Genomic DNA, 18,757 nt, shown 5'->3' with positions numbered 1-18,757 from the left:
ACCAGCACTCCGGGGCCGGCCGGGAGCCCGAACATGGTGGCTTCACGTAGAAGAACGATCCGTGCCCATACGGCTTTCCGGAGTTGTCGGTCTCGCAGTAGCCCCATTGGTTTGTGAGGGCGTCCACGATGTGTAGCGCCCACCCGTTCTCCGCGAGAGGGTCCGGAGGGCCTTTGATCATCCTCAGATGGCGCTGTTAAGTTGCCTGCGAGAGAGGCGAGTTGAGGCACGCTGATGTTGGTCGGGTGTCGTGAGTGGCACGGCGTTCAGCCGTGCGCGGGCGCCCCGGTGACGGTCTTCCAGATGCGGAATCGTTCGGCCATTTCGGTGCGGTAGTCACTTGCTGTGATCAGATGTCGTCGTGGGCGGAAGTGCGAGGAGATCCTGGAGAAGGCGGCGAGGAATCTCTGGGCCGCGCCGGTCGAACGGAAGTTCTTCATAGCCCTCTCGCGTTGCCGTGTCGGCTGGTGGCTATTCTCGGCCCGGTTGTTCAGGTACTTCGAACTGCGGTGCTCGACCGAGGGCATGACCTCGCGGTGAGCGGCGCCGTAGCTGCGGAGCTTGTCGGTGACGATCACGCGGGGCACGTACTCGAGGTCCTTGAGCAGCTTGCGGAAGAACCGCTTCGCGGCCCGGGCATCGCGCTTGGTCTGCACCAGGATGTCCAGGACGCGGCCGTCCTGGTCCACGGCCCGCCAGAGGTAGCGCATCTGCCCGTTGACCTTGATGAACACCTCGTCCAAGTACCACTTGTCGCCCGGCCGGGGCTGCCGCCGGCGCAGCTGCCTGGCGTAGGCGGGGCCGAAGGTCGCGCACCAGGCCCGGATCGACTCGTACGTCACGGTGATGCCCCGCTCGAAGCCCCTCGACCTCGCGGTAGGAGAGCGGGAAACGGTGGTACAGCCACACAGCGTGACTGATCACCTCAGCCGGGAATCGCTACCCCTTGTACGACACCAACGCCTCAGCCTGCACCGCGAGCCCCTCACATGGCGACCTACATCAAGATCATCTCACGCCTTACCCAGACAACTTGATAGCGACGGCACGAGGTTTCTCAGCGTCTGGGAGGGCTCAAGGCCCAGTTCCTCGAGGAGGATGCGGCGGCATTGTTCGTATTGCCGCAGTGCCGCGCCTCTGTTGCCGGCGGCGAGATGGGCCTTCACAAGGACACGATGGGCGCTTTCCCGCAAGGGCTCCGCGCGTACGGCGGCGAGCCCGGCGGCGACGGCCTCACCGTGGCGGCCCGCCGCGGTCAGCCGTTCGGTCATCGCCTCCAGGGCATACAGCCGGAGTTCATGGTATTGCTCCTGCTCGATCAGCACCCACTCGTTCTCCGACCACTCGGGCAACAGGTCGGCCGAGAGCTCCGCCCGCGTCTGCGCGGTGAGGATGTCGTCGCACGAGCGGGACATGTCGAGCAGCTGGTGAGCGCGCGTCGCCGCCTCGCGTATGTCCACGCCGATGTGCTTGGAGATCGCCAGTTCCCGCGTGGACGCGTCGATCACCTGATGCCCCGTTCGCGTGGCGCGCCATAAGGACGACCTGAGGTTGGCGTTGGCACGGGGTGTCGTGACATCCGGCCACAGCGTTCCGGCCACATAGGTTCGGGTTCGCGGCATATCTTGCAGGGCGAGGAACGCGAGGAGGCGTTGGGCGCTCGAAGAAAGGGGAACGCGTTTGTGATCGACCGATAGCGCGAAGCTTTTGAGCAGCCTCAACGTGATGACATGGCCTTCTGCGCTCATCGGCCCCCCGGGCGATATTGGCTTCGGTGAAAGATCCCATACCGGTAATCGGGATGCTGCCCAGCCATGTTACGAGCAATTCATGATCGTGCGCCCTGTCTTCGGATGCAGAACGCTATATGGCAGGGCATCACCGGGACGTCGCGGAAACGTCACCCATCGGGTTCGAGTAACTGATCGAGCCAGGCGCGCACACTGGCGAGCACGTCGTCGACCGCACTCACCGCGGTCGGCGGCGCCTGGTGCCGGCCGCCCGTCCGCACAATGCGCGCCCGGAAGCCGTCCGGGCTTTCCTCTTCCACCCACACTCGGAGGATCAGGACGCCGGCCTGCTCTGAGTGGATTTCCATGGACGGAAAATATGCCTTATCCGTGTCACCCCGGCGTTGTCGGCGCGTGACCGCCGACGTCATCGTCGTGCGGCGGAGACGGGTTGGTGACGCTCGTGTGATGGGTGAATCGCGATGGGGTCACGCGGGGCCCGGCATCCTCATCGCGGCACGCTTTCGGGTGCGGAGCGCGGGGAGGATTCGCATGGGTGACTTCGGCGTCATCGCCGACGTCTCGACGGTCATCGTGGAGGCCCTGACCCAGTCCTTGCGCGGGCTCAGCCAGGTGGAACCGCCGATCGCGGAACTCAACGATCTTTCCGAGACGGTGCAGACACCGCCGCCGAAACTCACCGTGTTCCTTTACGAAATCGCCGAGGACCCGACGTCGCGCAACCGGCCACCGGTGCGCTCCCAGCCACCCGACCCGCCGGTCACCCGCAAGCCGCCGATGGCTCTGCTGCTGCGCTATCTGGTCACCCCATGGGGCGGTGACCAGGAGACCCAGCACCGGATGCTCGGCCGGGCGATGCAGACGTTCTACGACGACGCGATCCTGGACGGCACGCAGCTGTCCGGCAGCCTGGCGGCGAGCACCGACTCGCTGCACCTCAGCCTCACCCCGCTCACCCTCGACCAGAAGTCCTGGGTCTGGTACGCGATCCAGAAGCCGTACCGGCTTTCGCTGAACTACGAGGTCCGCGTGGTCAACCTGGACTCCGCCACCGAGACGGCGGTCCGCCCGGTGCACAGCCGGGTCATCAGCGGGGCGGCGACGCCATGAGCCGTTTCCTGCCGCTGGCACGCTCGACCCTCCACAGCCCCGCCTGGTTCATCCCGTTCGACGACTATGCCCGGCGGGTGCGCAGTGCCGGGGTGACGGTCCAGCTGGACCGGTTCGAGGACGGCGCCTGGCTGCCGCTGGACGACGCGGCGGTGCGCACGCCCAGCGCCGCCTTCGCCTATCCGGGTCTTGGCCGGTGCGCCGAGCCGTGGGCGGCGCCGCCGCGGCGCCACCGGGCCCGGTTCGCGGCCGCCGGCTACCAGCCGCTGTACCCGGCCGACGGGCAGCCGTTCTCGGCCGGTCTGGTGGGCGTCGAGTTCCTGGTGCACCCGTACGACGACACCCACCCGCCGGCGGCGGCGGAACCGCGGCTGGTCCGGCTACTGCCGGGTGTCTCCTTCCCCTATCCGCCGGGTGTGCGCACGGTGCACGGCGCCGTGGTCGACGCGGCCACCGCCCAGCCGATCGCCAATGTGCTGGTGGAGGCCGAGGGACGGACCAGCCGGGACCTGACGCCATGGCACGAGCGCACCCTGTCCGACGCCACAGGCGCCTTCCGGCTGGCCCTGCGGTGGGAGGGCGAGAAGACCGGTGAGCACGCCGTCGAGGAGACCTTCCACCTGCGGGCCACCGAGCGGCCGTGCAGATCCGGATCGCTGGTCGTGCGGCTGCCGCAGGACATCGAGCGCCGGCACGTCATAGAGATCCGCGAGAGTTAAGGAGCCGTCCATGGCGGAGTATCTGAGCCCCGGGGTCTACATCGAGGAGGTCGATGCGGGCCCACGGCCGATCGCGGGGGTGAGCACCAGTACGGCCGGCATGGCCGGGGTCACCGTACGCGGCCCGTACACCGGCAAGCCCAAGCTCGTCACCAACTTCCTCGAGTTCCAGAGCACGTTCGGCGGGTTCGTCCCCGAGCCGGACGCCCTGATCCGGGACACCTGGGCGGGCGATCCGGCCGAAGGCGGCCGCTGGTGGCTCTTCCCGCTGGCGGTCAAGGGCTTCTTCGACAACGGCGGCCAGCACCTGTACATCAAGCGGGTCGCCGCCAAGCAGGCGACACCGGCCTCGGGCGTCCTGGGCCACGGCCTGGTGAGCCCGATCGCCGGTGACGCCGCCAAGGGCGCCACCCGCCTGGAACTCGGCCACCTGATCGGGTTCACCGGCGTGGGGCAGCAGATCCAGATCTTCCGCGGCGACGACCAGCAGTCGATCCACACCGCCGGTGTCGCCGCCTACGACGCGACCGCCCACCGGATCGAACTGGACGCCGAGCTGCCCGCGGAGGTCAGGACGGCCCGCGGCGACTACGTGCAGATCGGCACCCGCAGCACGGAGGAAACACTGGAGTTCACCGCCGTCAGCCCCGGCTCGTGGGGCGGCGGCGTCCAGGTGCGGATCCAGCCGATGGCCGGGGCCGCGCTGCCGGTGCTGCCGGATCCGCAGGAGGGCGCGCTGTTCATCACGCAGCTGGCCGCGGACGCCGCCGGGGACAGCGAGACGGTCGAGGTCGCCGCGAGGACCGGACTCGACCCCGACGACCTGCCCGCCGACGTCTGGGTGCAGATCGGCGCCGGCCGGTTCAAGGTTCAGCTCAGCCAGCCCGCGGACGGGAAGGTGACGCTGACCCTGCCTTCGGGTACGTCCCATGAGGCATGGCGCAAGGGGCTGCTGGTGCGCCGCGTGCGCCGGGGCAACACCTCAGCGGGACCCGCGCTGCGGGTCGGCGGGGCGAGCCGGCTGTACGACGGCGCCGTCGTCCAGCTCGACGACGGCACCAGCCTGACCATCCGCACCGTCCAGTCGGTCGCCGCGGACGTCGTCACCTTCGACGGAAACGTGCCCGGAACGCTCTTCGAAACCGACCGGCTGCACCTGGTCGAGGCGCAGGTCGACGCCCGGTTCACCGACCCTTCGGGGACGGTGGTGACGGAGTCGTACCGCAACCTGCGGCTCACCGGCGACGCGCCGTCGAACCTGGCGACCACCCTGGCCGGCCGCTCGCAGCTGGTGCGGGCGACCGCGCTGGCCGGCCTGTCCACCGACCCGGCGAAGTTCCCCGTGCCCGCGGTCGGCTCCTGGCTGACCCTGGCGGACGGGGACGACGCCTACGGAAGCCTGAGCGTCGCGGACTTCGTCGGCGAGGACGGCGGCAGCGGCAAGCGCACCGGCATCGCCGCGCTGGAGGACATCGACGAGGTGGCCGTCTGCGCGGTGCCGGGGGTGTGGTCCGGGACCGTCGAATCGGCCCTGATCACCCACTGCGAACTGCTCCGCGACCGGTTCGCGATCCTCGATCCGCAGGACGGTCTGGGCATCGAGGGCATCCAGGCGTTCCGTGAGCCGTTCGACACCAAGTACGCGGCGCTCTACCACCCGTGGCTGGTCACCCGCGACCCGTCGACGGGCCGCGACACCGAGGTGCCGCCGTCGGGCCACATGGCCGGGATCTACGCCCGTACGGACGTGGAGCGCGGGGTGCACAAGGCACCGGCGAACGCGGTCATCCGCGGCATCCGGCTGACCGACGGCATCGCCCAGGACGTCACCAAGCGCCATCAGGACCTGCTCAACCCCAAGGGCATCAACGCGCTGCGGTTCTTCCCCGGGATGGGCCACCGGGTGTGGGGCGCGCGCACGCTCTCCTCGGACAGCTCATGGAAGTACATCAACGTCCGGCGGCTGTTCCTCTACCTGGAGGAGTCGATCGACGAGGGCACCCAGTGGGTGGTGTTCGAGCCGAACGACGAGGCGCTGTGGGCCCTGGTCCGCCAGACGGTCACCAACTTCCTCACCACCGTCTGGCGCAGTGGCGCGCTCGCCGGGACGACCGCCGACGAGGCGTTCTTCGTCGCCTGCGACCGCACCACGATGACGGAGGACGACCTGGCCAACGGCCGCCTCATTTGCGTCATCGGCGTCGCGCCGGTCTTCCCGGCGGAGTTCGTGATCTTCCGGATCCAGCAGAAGACCCGCGAGAGCCAGCTCGCCTGAGTGCCCGACGAGGACTGAAGAGAGGCCACCATGCCGCCCGTTACCAGGGACGATCCGTACGCGTCCTACAACTTCCAGATCATCGTCACCAACGTCAGCGACGACGGGGTCGCGGTGAGCGGGTCCTTCACCGAGGTGAGCGGGCTGGAGCTGGAGGTTCCGCCGATCGAGTACCGCACCGGGAGCGAGGACATCACCGTCCGCAAGATCCCGGGGCTGAAGAAGTTCACCAACCTCACCTTCAAGCGCGGCATCACCGGCCACGTCGGCTTCTGGAACTGGGTCGTCGAAGCCCTCAACGGCAAGGTGCGGCGCACCTCCGGGTCGATCGTGCTGCTGGACGAGAACCGCCAGGAGGCCATGCGCTGGAACTTCGACCGCGGCTGGCCGACCAAGTACACCGGCCCGACGCTCAGCGCCACCAAGAACGAGATCGCCATGGAGACCCTCGTCCTGGCGGTCGAGAAGCTGGAGATCGACGCCTGACATGGCCGGCGAAGCGCTTCCCGGCGTATCCCTGACGTCCGCGACCCGTGACCCCGACACGGAGCCGCTGCGCACCGACGTGGCGGCGTTCCTGGGCCGGCTCCGCCGCGGCCCGGTCGGCACTCCCGTGCGCGTGGAGAGCTGGAACGACGTCGTGGCCGCCTTCGGACCGCCGAACGGCGCCTTCGCCACCCCGTACGCACTGCGCGGCTTCTTCGAGAACGGTGGCCGCACCGCCTGGGTGCTCCGCGTGTCCGGGCCGGCCACCACGGCCCGGACCCGGTGGCCGGCCGGTCCTCTGAGCGGGCTGGCCGCCACGGGCTTCCGGGTGGTCGCCGCCAGCCCCGGCGCCTGGGCCAACGGCGCCCGCGTCGCCATCCGCTACCAGTCCAGCACGGTCGCCGGCCCCCCCACCGTGGGCGTACGGGTCCTGCTGCCCGGCGAGCCGCCCGAGACCTTCCCCGGGCTGCCGCTCACCGACGTGGCTGACCGGCTGACCGCGTCCCGCTACATCCGGCTGATCCCGGACGGGCCGCCACCACCGCCGGGACCACCCGGCCCCATCACGATGTCCTGGGACCTCGCCCTCGCGGGCGGCACCGACGCGGCGCCCACCCGCGACGCGTACGCGGACGCCGTCACCACCCAGGCCGAACTGCCGGAACCGGCGCTGGTGGCGCTGCCGGACCTCGGCACGGATCTGTCCGGCACCACCCACACCGACCTGGTGCTGGAACTGCTGCGCAGCATCGAGCCGTCGCACGACCGGCTCGCCGTCCTGGACGTACCGCCCCGGCTGTCCTCCGTGGACGAGGCGGCCGGCTGGGCGGAGTCCCTGGCGGCCACCGGCGATGCCGGGCTGCTCGGCTGCGCCGCCGTCTACCACCCGCCGCTGTGCGTCCCCGACGGGCACGACCTGCGCGTCGTCCCGGCGTCCGGGCACGTCCTGGGCGTCATCGCCCGCCTCGACGGCGAGCGCGGCGCCCACCACACGCCCGCGAACGCCGTGATCCTGGAGGCGGTCGACCTCGCTGCCGAGTACCCCGAACCGCAGCAGGTCCGGCTGTTCGACGCAGGCGTCAACCTGCTCCGGTGCACCCGCGGGCAGGGGCTGATGGTGTGGGGCGGGCGCACCCTGTCCGCCGACCCGCGCACCCGCTACATCGCGCATCGCAGGCTGGTGCACCTGCTGGTGCGGGCCATCCGGCGGGCGGCGAGCCCGCTGGTGTTCGACGTCAACTCGCCCGAACTGCGGCTGACCCTGGTGCGGGCGCTGACCTCCGTACTCCTGTCGGCCTTCCGCGCCGGGGCGCTCGCCGGTGACCGGCCCGAGCAGGCGTTCCGGGTGGTGTGCGACGACACCAACAACCCGCCCGAGCAGGACCCGGGGCAGCTGGTCTGCGAGTTCGAGGTCGCCCCGGCCGTCCCCATGGAGTTCATCCGGCTCCGTCTCGTACTCGGCCAGGACCGAGACCTGGAGGTAATCGAGGCATGACCCTGGATCCCCTGCCCAAATACCGCTTCCTGGTCACCCTCGACCCCGGCGACGCCTATCTGCCGCCCGCGCAGGCACTGTTGCTGCCCCTGGCCGCGTCCGGCGCGTTCCAGGAGGTCACCGGGCTCGGCGCGCAGCTGGAGGTGACGAGCTACCCGGAGGGCGGCCGCAACGACTCGGTCCACCAGCTGCCGCTGCGCCACTCCTGGAACCGGATCACGCTCAAGCGCGGCGTGGTGCGCGACCCGGGGCTGTGGTCCTGGTACCAGGCCGGGCTCGCCGACTCACTGGGCGCCCGCCGCGACGGCGCCGTGATCGTGCTCGGCCCGGACGGGGTGCCCGGCGCGGCGTGGGCCTTCCACGGCGGACTGGCCGCCAAGTGGAGCGGCCCGGACCTGCACGCGGAGCAGAACGCGATCGCCATCGAGTCGCTGGAGATCGCGCACGAGGGGTTGACGAAGGTCCTGCAGGACGCCGCGGCGGACGCTCTGTCGCGCCTGGGCCGAGGGAGGTGACCGGTGTGTCGAAGGTGACCATTCACCAGCTGGAGGTCCGGTTCCAGGTGGACGGCGACGACGGCGCCGTGTTCACGGAGCTGTTCAACAAGCACATCCAGGCCTGGGCGAAGCTGTACGAGGACCAGTGCGCCCGAGCCCAACGCACCCAGACGGAACGCAGCTTCGGGGACGGGGAGGGCCAACAATGAGCGTGACCCCCGTGTCCTTCGCCCGCCAGGGCGCCGCCCGGGCCCGCCTGGAGATCGTCCGCCCGGTGATCGCCGACGAACGGCAGCGGCGGATCCCGCTGCGGTTCAACCCCACCGACTACAAGCTGAGCAAGAGCAACACGTTCGCCGAGATCACCATCCCCGGCCTGGAAACCCCGCCCCTGCAGTACATCCGCGGCGGCACGGAAACCCTCACGGTCCAGGCGCTGGTGGACACCTCCGACACCCTGGAGAACGTACGGACCGCCTACGTCAACGCACTGCGCAACCTGCTGCGGCCCGACAGCCGCGAACACGCGCCACCGGTCGTCCGCTTCGTCTGGGACGAGGAGGTCTTCACCGGCGTCGTGGAGAAGCTGGACGTCAACTACCAGCTGTTCCGGCCGGACGGGGTGCCGCTGCGCGCCATGCTGGACCTCTCGCTCAAGGAGTTCCGTACGGCCGCCGTGCAGGTCGCCGAGACACCGCGCTCCTCGCCCACGGTGGAGAAGAGCTATGTCGTGCGCCGCGGCGACACGCTCAGCTCCATCTCCGCCGCGCTGTACCGGCGGCCCGACGCCTGGCGGGAGCTGGCGCGCGCCAACGGCATCAGCGATCCGCGCGACCTGCGGCCGGGCCGGGTGCTGACCGTGCCCCGGCTGCCGTGAGGAGGGCGCGATGAGCACCCCCGCACCCGAGGTGGCCCCGCCCGACCGGTACGCGCCGGAGTTCGAGGTGCGCATCGAGGGCCTGGAGATGGACCCGTCCACCAAGAACGACATCATCGACATCAAGGTGAACCGGGACATCGACGAGATGTCCGGCTTCGATCTCACCCTGAACAACTGGGACGACGCGCACCTGCGGTTCAAGCACAGCGATTCGGCGAACTTCCGGCTCGGCGGCCGGGTCACGGTGCGGCTCGGCTACGCCGACAAGCTGCTCACTGTCGCCACCGGGACCATCTCCACGCTCAGCCCGAAGTTCACCGACGGCGCCTCGCCCACCGTCCAGGTCAGCGGCGTGGACGGGCTGCTGCGGCTCAAGGACCGCAAACCCACCGAGAACGAGACCAAGATCTACCGCAATGTGCCCGACTGGCGCATCGCCGAGCAGATCGCCCAGCGCAACCACCTGCGCATCGAGGTCACCAGGGAAGGGCCCACCCACGATGTGGTGGTGCAGAAAAACCAGGACGACGCCACGTTCCTGCTGGAGCGGGCCAAGCGGCTGGACTTCGACTGCTACATCCTGCCGGACGCGAAGACCGGCGAGGACACGCTGTACTTCATCAAGCCGACCGACGGCCGCGACGGCCGCCCGATCCGCGTGTACCGGCTGGCGTACGCGCCGGGGCTGACCACCGGCCCCACCGGCCAGCCCGCGGGGCTGATCCCCAACCTGATCGAGTTCACCCCGACGCTGACGGTGTCCCAGCAGGTCAGCAAGGTCACCGTGCGCGGCTGGGACTCGCGTACGAAACAGCCCATCGCATTCACCGCGACCGCCGAGAACCTTCCCGCCGGGCAGAACACGGCCGACGGGCAGAGCGGGCCGCAGGCCGCCGAGTCCACGCTGCAGGGCCGCCAGGAGGTCATGGTCGACGCGCCGGTCGGCAGTGACCAGGAGGCCCGCGAACTGGCGATCAGCCTGCTGCGCGAGCGGGCGTACGAGTTCATCACCGCCACCGGCAAGGTGGCGGGCCTGCCCGAGTTGCGGCCCGGCGACAACCTCGAGATCTACGGGCTCGGCCGCCGCTTCTCCGGCACCTACTTCGTCAAACGGGTCGAGCACACCCTCAACACCAGCGGTTTCTTCACCCAGTTCACCGCACGGCGGATCCATCAGGGGGACCAGTGACCATGAGGGGCACGCCACGCGCCCGTTCCACCGACAAGCGCTACTACGGCGTGGTCGAAGCGCTCGTCGTGGAGAACGAGGGCAACGACGAGGGCCAGGTCAAGCTGAAGTTCCCCTGGTTCGACGACACCACCGTCACCGACTGGATCCGGGTCGGCCAGCTGTACGCGGGAAACGGCTACGGCTCGGTGTTCGTGCCCGAGAAGGGCGACGAGGTGCTCGTCGCCTTCGTGCACGGCGACATGCGGTACCCGATCGTCCTGGGCGGCCTCTACAACGGCGAGGACAAACCGCCGACCGCCCGCACCGACGGCCGCGACCAGAAGATGATCCGGACCAAGCACGGCCATGAAGTGCTCCTGGACGACACCGAGTCCAAGGCCGCGGTACGGATCACCTCCGCCGCCGGACACGTGGTGGAGCTGGACGACCAGGGCAAGGCGATCCGGATCACCGCGGCCGAGGGCGGCAGCGTCACCGTGACCGCCCAGGGCGACATCACCCTCAGGGCGCCGAAGGTGACCCTCGATTCGCCCTCCATCGACCTCGGCGGCGGCGCCACCGAACCCCTCGTCCTCGGCAACGCGCTGCTCCAGGCTTTCAACACCCACACCCACCCCTCCGCCACCGGGCCGACCGGCCCGCCGGCCCCGCCGCTCACCCCGGCCGTGCTGGCCAAGAAGGCGAGGACGGCATGAGCGAGGAGTTCCTCGGGACCGGCTGGCGGTTTCCGATCCTGCCCGACGCGTCCGGGCGGCTCGGCTACGCCGTCGGCGAGGAGAGCATCGAGCACTGTCTGCGGGCGCTGCTGCTCACCGGCACCGGCGAGCGCGTCATGCAACCCGAACTGGGCACCCGCGCCCATGAGTTGCTGTTCGCTCCCGGCAGCGTGCAGAACCTGCGCGACCTGGAGCACTCGATCGCCGCCGCCGTCCGCGACCACGAGCCGCGCGTGGAACTGGAGGAGGTCCGCGCGGAGGCCGACCCGGCCGACGAGTCGCGGATCACCGTCTCGATCGTCTACCGCATCCGGCGCAGCAACACCAAGGCGAACCTGGTGTTCCCCTTCTACACCGGGCTCACGGGCCTCACGGGATCCGTTGGGGGGACGCCATGACGTTGCCCGCGCCCAAGCTGGACGACCTCACCTGGTCCGACATGATGGCGGCCATCCGCCGCCGCATCCCCGCCGAGTCGGACGGCACCTGGACACTGCACGCGCCCGTCGACCCCGGTGTCACCCTCCTCGAACTCTTCGCCTACCTCCTCGAACAGCGGCTGTACTGGCTCGACCAGGTGCCGGACGCGCTCGTGGTCGCCATACTGCGGCTGCTCGACATCGACCCGCCGCGCCCCGCCCACCCTGCCGCCACCGTGCTGCGCCTTGCCGCACAGCAGGAGGACACCGCCGTACCCCTCGTCCCCGCGGGGACGGCGCTGACCCGGGACCCCACGGGCCGGATCGTGTTCACCCTCGACGACGACGTGGCCGTCCTCCCGCTCGCCGAGGGCGGTGAGATCACCGTGTGGACCGACCGCGACCGCACGGCGGACCTGCGGGCCCGCCGTGGCATCGCCCTGCTGGCGAGCGACGGCGACCCGGCCGAGGCCCGCTTCACCTTGCCACTCACCGGAGAGCACCCGGCGCCCGGCCCGATCTGCCTGCTCGTGGAACTGGACGCGCCCGCCGTGTGCGTACCGTCGTGGCTGCCCGGGGCGATCGAGGATGTGCCGCCGCCCGCCGAGCTGACCTGGTCCTGGTTCCGCCCGGGCACGGGCATCTCCGGCGAGTTCGAAAAGATCGAGGACGGCACGGCCGGCCTCCGCCGGTCCGGAATCGTCCGGCTCCACCCTCCCGCCGACTGGACCACCCAGGACACCGGGCTCCTGGTGTCGACCCCGGCCGCCACCTACGCGGCCCCGCCCCGCCTCCTCCAGCTCGCCGTCAACGTGTCCGCCGCACACCACCGCACGTACCGCACGGTGGACGGCGCCGACCTCCAGGAGCAGATCGAGGCCTGGCTCAGGCTGCCCGGACAGCACCTCGTCCTGCCGGACGCCGCCGACCGCCTCCTGGAGGTCATCACCGTGCGCCTGGCGGGCGATGAGTGGACGCGTGTGCCGGACTTCACCTTCGGCGCACCGGCGGACCGCATCTTCGTACTCGACCGGGCCGAGGGCGCGCTGGTGTTCGGCGACGGACTCACCGGACGCATCCCCCACTCGGACCCGGACGTGCACGTGGCCTACGTGACCGGCGGCGGCAGGGACGGCAACGGCGGCATGACCGCCAACTGGCTCCCGGCCACCGACGATCCGGCCGGGATCGGCGCGGTCTCGGCCGCCAACCTCGTACGGGCCGAAGGCGGCGCGGACCCGGAGACGGTTCCCGAGGCGCGGCAGCGCGCGGCCGCGTCGCTCGGCGAGGTGACCCGCGCGGTCACCGCCGACGACTTCGTCACCCTGGCCCGTACGACCCCGGGCGTCGCCGTGGCCCGCGCCTACCCGGCCCTCGGCGAGCACCCCGGCTTCCCGTGCGCCACGGTGCCCGGCGCGGTGACCGTGCACATCGTCCCCGCCGCACCCCGGGACGACCTCACCCGCGAGGACTTCGTCGCCGCGCCGCTGCCCGACCCGGGCATGCTGCGCGAGGTCGCCGCCCGCCTCGAAAAGGCGCGGCTGCTCACCTCCGAGGTCTTCGTCCGCGGGCCCCGCTACCGCGATGTCGCCCTGCGCATCGACCTCTCCGGTGACCCGGCCGACCGCACCCGCGTGGCCACCGCGGTGACCGCGGCGCTGCGCCGCTTCCTCGACCCGCTGGTGGGCGGCGACGACCAGGACGGCTGGCCGTTCGGGCAGCCGCTGCGGCCCTCGGCCCTGCTGCGGGCCGCGCAACGGGCGCTGGGGGACCTCGCGGACATCGCCGCCATCGGCGTCGGCCTCGACGGAGCCGACGCGGACGAGACGTGCGACGAGGTGCCGCTCGCGGCCGGGGAGCTTCCCGTGCTGCGCACGGTCCGCACCCGGATCGTGCCCGCTGTCGAACCGGGGGAAGGGCTGACATGACCGGCGACGTGTGGTGGGAGCGGGACGCCCGGGAACAGGAGCGGGCGGACGGCCGGACCGTGCCAGGACCGGGGCCCAGCGGCGTCCAGCCCGAACTCGTCGACGCCACCCGCGAGGCGGTCCGCACCGCCGTCCGCGGTCGCATCGCGGGCTACGCCCCGGACTGGACCGACCCCGACCGCCAGGATGCCGGTGTCGCGCTCGTCCGCCTCTTCGGCACCCTCGCCGAACCCGTGCTCGGCCGTGTCAACCGGCTCCCGGAGAAGGCGCTCGCCGAACACCTGGCGACGGCGGGCGTGCGGCGGCGCCCGGCCGGAGCGGCGGCCGCGCTCCTCGAGTTCACCGTCAATCCGCCCGACGGCTCCTCCGTCCTCGTCCCCGCCGGGTTCCAGAGCGCGGCCTCCACCCCGGCGGGGCAGGTCGTCTACGAGACGGACCAGGACCTGTACGCCACACCGGCCACCCTCGGCGCCCTCGCCGTCCAGGAGGCCGGACGGCTGGAGTCCCTGCCGCTGGGGCCGTCCGGGCCCAGCCGCCCCTTCACGCCCTTCGGCCGCGACCCGCAGCCCGGCAACGGGCTGTGGATCGGACTCGCCGGACCGGCCGGCCCCTACCCGCGGCTGTCGCTGGGCTTCGTGGTCGTCGCCGCGCCCCCCGCGCCCGCGGCCTCCGGCGGACTGACGCCCCTGCCGCTGCCGCCCGCGCCGCTGCTGCGCTGGGACGTGCTGGACGGCACCCGGCTCGTCCCCGCCGAGGTGCTGCGGGACTCCACGGCCGGGCTCAGCGCCAACGGGACCGTCGAGCTGCGGGTGCCGCGCTCGTGGCAGCCGGGCAGCCCGCCCGGCGCCCGGCCCCGGCCGCTGCTGCGCTGGCTGCGCCTGCGGATCGCGCACGGCGCCTTCCCCGGCCCGGCGCCGATCCTGTCCGGACTGCGGCTGAACGTGGTCACCGCCACCGCCGCCCGCACCATCCGCGACGAGCCGCTCCAGCCCGTCCAGGACGGTACGGCGACCGCGCGGCGGCGCATGAAGCTCAGCCAGGTGCCCATCCTCGCCGGATCGGTGGTCATCGAGGTCGACGACGACACGGGCGGCGACGTGTTCGGCACCACCGCCGGAGCCTCCACCCGGTGGCGCGAGGTGGAGAGCCTGGCCGGGTACGGCGCCGACGACCGCGTGTTCACCGTGGACCACGAGAGCGGGGAAGTGACCTTCGGGGACGGCGTCAACGGCATGGCCGTCCCGCCCGGCTTCCGCAACGTCCGCGCCGTGCGCTACCGCGTGGGCGGCGGCAGCGCCGGCGCCGTACGGGCGGGGGCCGTGAGCGGAGTGGTGACCGCGCTGCCGTTCGTCACCGGCGTGGGCAACCCCTTCCCGGCCTCCGGCGGTTCGGACGCTGAGCCCGACGCCGACGCCATGCGCCGCGGCGTCGGCGAACTGCGGGCCCGCGGCCGGGCCGTGGCCCCCGCCGACTACGGTCAGCTCGCCCTCCGCGCACCCGGCGCCTCGGTGGCCCGCGCCCGGGGCGTGCCCGGCCTGCACCCCGACTTCGCCGGAAAGCCGATCCCCGGCGTCGTGGGCGTCCTCGTCGTACCCTCCGTACCGCCGGGCGACGACGCCGCCGAACCGCCCGTCCCCACCGCCGCCACCCTGCGGGCCGTCGCCGACTTCCTGTCGCGCGACGCCGCACCCGCCGGGGTCACGGTGGTCGCCGCCCCCGCCCCCTACCGCCGCGTCGGCGTGGAGTCCTGGGTCACGCTCGACCCGGACCTCGACCGGGCCGCGGTCCTGGCCCGGGCGGGCGACACGGTGCGCACCTACCTGGATCCGCTGCGCGGCGGGGAGGACGGCGCGGGCTGGCCGTTCGGCGGCGCGCTGCGGCACACCGCGCTGGTCCGGCGGCTCCTGGCGGTCGACGGGGTGCTGGCCGTCACCCGGCTCTCGCTCACCGTCGACGGCATGCGCCTGCCGCCCTGCACCGACCACGCCCTCCCGCCCCACACCCTCGTCTGGCCGGAGCGCCCGCTGCTGATCCCGGTAGGAGACCAGCCATGACGTGCACCCCGCACCCCGCGACCTTCCGTCTGCTCGACGCCTACGTCGGCTGGGACGAGCAGGAGGCCCAGGACATCGTCGGTTTCGGCGATCCGTCCGGCCTCCGCCTCGCCCACCCCGGCAGCGCACCCGAAGGCCCCACCAGGGGACAGCTGCTGCCGTGGTTCCCCGACCCCCGCCTCGCGCCCGGGTGCGGGCCGTGCGCCTGGTACCTGCTCATCCCCGGAGAGCGGCGGCTGCTGCGCCGCGACTCCTGCGGCGCCTTCACTCCGGTCTGGCCGCCCGGCTGCGACCCCGGCCTGCTGCGCGAGCCGGTCTCGGTCGCCGCGCGCGGACACCGGCTGGCCGTCGTGGACTCCGGCCGTGTCCTGGTGTGGCACCGCGAGGGCGCGCAACTCGCCGGGGTGATCCGGGCCGAGCGGCCCCGCTGGGCCGTCCCCGCCCCCGGCGACGAGATCCTGGTGGCCTGCCAGGGCAGCACGGACGTGAGGCGGTATGACCAGACGGGCCGCTTGCGGGGCGTGCTCCGCACCGGCGCCCGCGGCGAGGTCATCGGCCTGCGCACCGGACGGGAGCGGACCGTGTGGCTGCTCACCGACGACGGCGGACGGCTCACGATCCACCGGGGCGGCCACCGCCGCCCCTTCGACACCGTCGCCATGGACGAGCTGGCCGCCGCCCTTCCGCCATCCGCCCTCACCTCGGCCGACGACGACGGGTTCTGCCTGAACGAGAAGGGCCCCGACGGCCCCCAGACCACCTGTTACACCTGGCAGGGCCGGCCCAAGGACCCCGCACCGCCCGCCACTGACGCGTACGTGACCAGCGGGTCGTACGTCACCACCCTGATCGACAGCGGCATTTCGCGCTGCCGCTGGCACCGCGTCCGCGTGGACGCCGACGTGCCCGACGGGACGGCCGTCACCGTACAGATCGTGGTGACCGAGGACAGCCACTACGACGACAGCGACTGGCAGGTGTCGGCCCCGGGAACCACGGACTTCCTCGTGGACCAGCCGCCCGGCCGCTTCCTGCGGCTGCGACTGGGGCTCTCCGGCGACGGCGCCGCGACCCCGGTCGTCCGCCGGATCCGGCTGGACTTCCCCCGGGTCACCAGCGCCGATCTGCTGCCGCCCGCCTTCCGCGAGGACCCCGCGGCCGACGACTTCACCGAACGCTTCCTGTCGCTGTTCGACGCCACGCTCGCCCAGCTCGACCGGGTCATCGAGCGGTATCCGGCACTCCTGGACCCGGCCGGCGTCCCCGACCTGGTGCTGCCGTGGCTCGCCGGGCTGCTGGGCCTGTCGTACGAGGCGGGCTGGGACGCCCGCACCCGGCGCAGGTTGCTGGCCGCCGCCCCGGAGCTGTACCGGCGCCGGGGTACGCCGTGGGCGCTGCGGGAGGCGGTGCGCATCGTGTTCGGGGTGACCCCGGTCGTCGACGAACTGGCGACGGACCGCCGCTGGGCACACCTGCACGCGTCCGTCGGCGGCTCCGGCGTGGAGCCGGGACGGGACCAAGGGCTGGGCGCCATAAGGCTGTTCGGCCGGTCGGCGAGCCGGTTCCGGGTCGGCGGCTCGGCGCTGGGTGCGGCGCCGCTGCGGGCGTTCGGCGCCCCCGACAGCGACCCGTTCACCGCGCACGCGCACCGGTTCCGGCTGGCCTTGCCCGCCGGGTCGGCGGACGGGACGGCGCTCGCGCGGCTGGTGGAGCGGCAGGCGCCCGCGCACACGGTGGGGTCGGTACGGACCGGTGGTGCGGGTTTCGTGGTCGGTTCGCGGTCCACGGTCGGCGTGGACACCGCGTTCGTCCCGCTTCCGCGGCCCGTACTGGACGGCGCGCAACCCCTGCGGCTGAACCGCGACGGGGTGCTGAGGCCGGGGCCAAGAGGATTGCGCCGAGGGGTGGGCGTGGGAGTCGTCTCCGCCGTCGGTGTGCACACACAGGTGTCGTGAGAGGACGTGGCGATGACGGAGACAGAGACATCGAGGTCATGCACGGAGGAGTTCGACGCGCCACCGCTGCGCCGGCTGCGGTACTTCCACGGCCAGATGCTGGGCGCGCGGGACTTCCAGCGTGAACAGGACTACCACCGCGAGAAGCTGAAGCTGCGCATGCGCTGTCTGCTCGGCTACGGCGTGGTGTGCGGCCTGTACGTGGAACCGGCACCGGGTGACGAGGACGACTGCCCGCCGGACACCGGCGAGGAAACGCCATCCGCCGAACAGAGCGAGGGCGACGCCGAACAGCGGCACACCCGGCGCAGGGCCAACGTGACGATCAGCCCCGGCCTGGCCGTGGACTGCGACGGCAACGAGGTCGTGGTGCGCGGCGGCTGCGCGATCGACCTGTGGAAGGCGCTGCCACCGCACGAACGGGACACCGACACCGTCTGGATCGGCATCGAGTACGCCGAACGGCCCGTCGAGCCCACCCGCGCCGTCTACAACGACGCCTGCGCGGACACTGCCGACTGCGAGTTCGGCTGGACGGAGGAGTGCTACACGGTACGGGTCACCGGGTGCGAGCCGCCCGCGGACGAGCGCTGCGACACCTGCTGCTCGGCATGCGAGCACAAGGTGCTGTGGCTGGCCAGGATCGACTGCGTGGACTGGTACGAGCCGGTGCGCCGCCACCAGATCCACATGAACGTACGCCGCCCCTTCGGCCGCCACGTGCCCACCGTGATCACCGGCATCAACTGGATCCACGGACACACCTACACCATCGACGAGGCCAAGGCCCTCCTCGGCACCCAGGACGAGGACGGCGGCCTCGTGGTGCGGTTCTCCTCCGGCGTACGGACCGACACGCTGCGGCCCGGTGTGGTGGAACTCCAGGTGATCGAGGGCGGCAGCGGACGCAACGCCTCCACGTGGTACATGGGCGGCAGGTTCGCCGCACCCGACACCGAACCGGATCCCGAAACAGACGGCGAATGCGACGAGTTCACCGAGCAGTTCCGCTACCGCCAGACCACCCGCGAGACGCTGCAGGACGGCGACCGCCTCCTGATCACCGTCCGCGCCGCGTTCCTCCTCGACCGCTGCTGCCGCCCGGTCGACGGCACCCACGTCGGCGGACGCGTACCGACCATCGACGACCACAACACCCGGTCCGACGCCGCGCACGGCGGCTGCGGCCTCCCGCCCTCGGGCATCGGCCCCTGGACGTCCGGCACCGGTGCGGGCGGGGACGTCTTCGAGAGCTGGTTCTTTGTGAAGGAGCGCTGATC

Annotated in this window: 17 protein-coding genes and 1 pseudogene; 15 read left to right on the top strand and 3 right to left on the bottom strand. The window is 71.8% G+C overall.

The genetic code is table 11. The features are described 5' to 3' along the window. Window positions 1–266: 266 nt before the first annotated feature. The 3 genes and pseudogenes from ACZ4XD_RS28460 to ACZ4XD_RS28450 form a co-directional block, all read right to left on the bottom strand. Window positions 267–924: pseudogene (locus ACZ4XD_RS28460) on the bottom strand (IS6 family transposase). Window positions 925–1,013: 89 nt separating this feature from the next. Continuing rightward, window positions 1,014–1,748, bottom strand: coding sequence for an AfsR/SARP family transcriptional regulator (locus ACZ4XD_RS28455; protein ID WP_468046710.1), 735 nt, complete (start codon window positions 1,746–1,748; stop codon window positions 1,014–1,016). A 152-nt stretch (window positions 1,749–1,900) separates the two neighbouring features. Next, window positions 1,901–2,098, bottom strand: coding sequence for a hypothetical protein (locus ACZ4XD_RS28450; protein WP_468046708.1), 198 nt, complete (start codon window positions 2,096–2,098; stop codon window positions 1,901–1,903). 184 nt (window positions 2,099–2,282) lie between these two features. On the opposite strand from ACZ4XD_RS28450, the gene ACZ4XD_RS28445 reads away from it, so the two are divergent. Genes ACZ4XD_RS28445 through ACZ4XD_RS28375 form a run of 15 tightly spaced genes read left to right on the top strand, consistent with a single transcriptional unit; the run spans window position 2,283 to window position 18,755 of the window. Beyond that, window positions 2,283–2,861: a Pvc16 family protein gene (locus ACZ4XD_RS28445; protein ID WP_468046707.1), complete on the top strand. Its 579-nt coding sequence runs from the start codon at window positions 2,283–2,285 to the stop codon at window positions 2,859–2,861. Further along, window positions 2,858–3,580 carry a carboxypeptidase regulatory-like domain-containing protein gene (locus ACZ4XD_RS28440; RefSeq protein ID WP_468046705.1) on the top strand — a complete coding sequence of 241 codons (723 nt, stop codon included), beginning with the start codon at window positions 2,858–2,860 and terminating at the stop codon, window positions 3,578–3,580. The genes ACZ4XD_RS28445 and ACZ4XD_RS28440 overlap by 4 nt, the downstream gene beginning before the upstream one ends. A 10-nt stretch (window positions 3,581–3,590) precedes the next feature. After that, window positions 3,591–5,855 (top strand): phage tail sheath family protein, encoded by a 2,265-nt coding sequence (locus ACZ4XD_RS28435; RefSeq protein WP_468046703.1) that lies wholly within the window; start codon window positions 3,591–3,593, stop codon window positions 5,853–5,855. A 30-nt stretch (window positions 5,856–5,885) separates the two neighbouring features. Further along, window positions 5,886–6,341, top strand: a complete 456-nt coding sequence (locus ACZ4XD_RS28430; RefSeq protein ID WP_009720918.1) for a phage tail protein — start codon at window positions 5,886–5,888, stop codon at window positions 6,339–6,341. A gap of 1 nt (window position 6,342) precedes the next feature. After that, complete coding sequence (locus tag ACZ4XD_RS28425; protein ID WP_468046701.1) at window positions 6,343–7,836, top strand: phage tail sheath family protein; 1,494 nt, start codon at window positions 6,343–6,345, stop codon at window positions 7,834–7,836. Then, entirely contained in the window at window positions 7,833–8,351 is a 519-nt protein-coding gene (locus ACZ4XD_RS28420; protein ID WP_398298326.1) for a phage tail protein, read from the top strand. Before ACZ4XD_RS28425 ends, ACZ4XD_RS28420 begins: the two co-directional genes overlap by 4 nt. Before the next feature lie 5 nt (window positions 8,352–8,356). Beyond that, window positions 8,357–8,542 carry a putative phage tail protein gene (locus ACZ4XD_RS28415; RefSeq protein WP_468046699.1) on the top strand — a complete coding sequence of 62 codons (186 nt, stop codon included), beginning with the start codon at window positions 8,357–8,359 and terminating at the stop codon, window positions 8,540–8,542. Further along, window positions 8,539–9,210 (top strand): CIS tube protein, encoded by a 672-nt coding sequence (locus ACZ4XD_RS28410; RefSeq protein WP_423671456.1) that lies wholly within the window; start codon window positions 8,539–8,541, stop codon window positions 9,208–9,210. The genes ACZ4XD_RS28415 and ACZ4XD_RS28410 overlap by 4 nt, the downstream gene beginning before the upstream one ends. A gap of 10 nt (window positions 9,211–9,220) precedes the next feature. After that, window positions 9,221–10,402: a phage late control D family protein gene (locus tag ACZ4XD_RS28405; protein ID WP_468046696.1), complete on the top strand. Its 1,182-nt coding sequence runs from the start codon at window positions 9,221–9,223 to the stop codon at window positions 10,400–10,402. Between the two features lie 2 nt (window positions 10,403–10,404). Next, entirely contained in the window at window positions 10,405–11,100 is a 696-nt protein-coding gene (locus tag ACZ4XD_RS28400; RefSeq protein ID WP_423671452.1) for a phage baseplate assembly protein V, read from the top strand. Next, a complete protein-coding gene (locus ACZ4XD_RS28395) occupies window positions 11,097–11,519 on the top strand; it encodes a GPW/gp25 family protein (protein WP_468046694.1) in 423 nt (140 codons plus the stop codon). Before ACZ4XD_RS28400 ends, ACZ4XD_RS28395 begins: the two co-directional genes overlap by 4 nt. Beyond that, complete coding sequence (locus ACZ4XD_RS28390) at window positions 11,516–13,468, top strand: putative baseplate assembly protein (RefSeq protein ID WP_468046693.1); 1,953 nt, start codon at window positions 11,516–11,518, stop codon at window positions 13,466–13,468. The genes ACZ4XD_RS28395 and ACZ4XD_RS28390 overlap by 4 nt, the downstream gene beginning before the upstream one ends. After that, window positions 13,465–15,522, top strand: a complete 2,058-nt coding sequence (locus ACZ4XD_RS28385) for a putative baseplate assembly protein (protein ID WP_468046691.1) — start codon at window positions 13,465–13,467, stop codon at window positions 15,520–15,522. The genes ACZ4XD_RS28390 and ACZ4XD_RS28385 overlap by 4 nt, the downstream gene beginning before the upstream one ends. After that, the gene (locus ACZ4XD_RS28380; RefSeq protein ID WP_468046689.1) at window positions 15,519–17,477 is read left to right on the top strand and encodes a phage tail protein; all 1,959 of its coding nucleotides are present in this window, start codon (window positions 15,519–15,521) and stop codon (window positions 17,475–17,477) included. Before ACZ4XD_RS28385 ends, ACZ4XD_RS28380 begins: the two co-directional genes overlap by 4 nt. Before the next feature lie 12 nt (window positions 17,478–17,489). Next, window positions 17,490–18,755 carry a hypothetical protein gene (locus ACZ4XD_RS28375; protein WP_468046687.1) on the top strand — a complete coding sequence of 422 codons (1,266 nt, stop codon included), beginning with the start codon at window positions 17,490–17,492 and terminating at the stop codon, window positions 18,753–18,755. Window positions 18,756–18,757 lie beyond the last annotated feature (2 nt).

It is taken from the genome of Streptomyces sp. NPDC029466 (assembly GCF_055574515.1).
Note: the sequence above shows the minus strand (reverse complement) of the source record. Positions and strands in the feature narration are given on the sequence as shown.